Annotated in this window: 1 protein-coding gene; it reads left to right on the plus strand. The window is 41.6% G+C overall.

The genetic code is table 11. From position 1 onward, the window contains the following. Nucleotides 1–234: 234 nt before the first annotated feature. Nucleotides 235–661 (plus strand): helix-turn-helix domain-containing protein (locus lacNas_RS10925; protein ID WP_201330055.1); only part of this gene is annotated, 427 nt, incomplete at its 3' end.

Below are 661 nucleotides of genomic sequence, written 5' to 3' on the forward strand. Positions count from 1 at the left end.
GAGTATAACACTAGTGGCGAAAAACGTACTTAATGTGTTTGATTATATGTAAGAGATAGCAGGTAGGTTCTAAGTTGAATTAGCGTAGGGAAAGCCAGAACTTTGCTTTAGGTTAGAGCGCAAATTTTAGTCATACTTCAGAAACATATGTTTGGGGATCTACAGGAATACGTGCTAAAATATTCCTCGAAACAAAGATTGAGAATGATATGGTTCTGAAAGCTGGTGAATTAAATGGCTGAACAGGTAGAAGAAGTACCGTCTAAATTAATTCAGACAAGAGTCTATGAACTACATCCCAACCAGGCTATGAGAAGAGTTTTGGATGAAGCTTGTGACTATCGCCGCTATTGCTGGAATCAAGGCCTTGCCTTGTGGAATAAAATGTACAAGGCAAGACAAGCGCTTAAATCTTCTTTGGCTTCCGACCCCAAAAAGCTGACCGAAGAGCAGAAAGCACTGCTTAAAGAAAAGCCTTCGCCGAGTGAACGAAGAGTTCGTAATATGTTAGTTGCCGATAAAAAAGACTGGCAGTATACACAATCAGCCCGAATTCTGCAACTGGCAATTTCCGACTTGGGCAAGGCTTGGAACAATTTCTTTGACAAGGCCCAACCAGACTGGGGCAAACCAAAATTTCGGTCAAAACGGGAATCCAGAC

The organism is Lactobacillus nasalidis, from assembly GCF_016587775.1.
GTDB lineage: Bacteria > Bacillota > Bacilli > Lactobacillales > Lactobacillaceae > Lactobacillus > Lactobacillus nasalidis.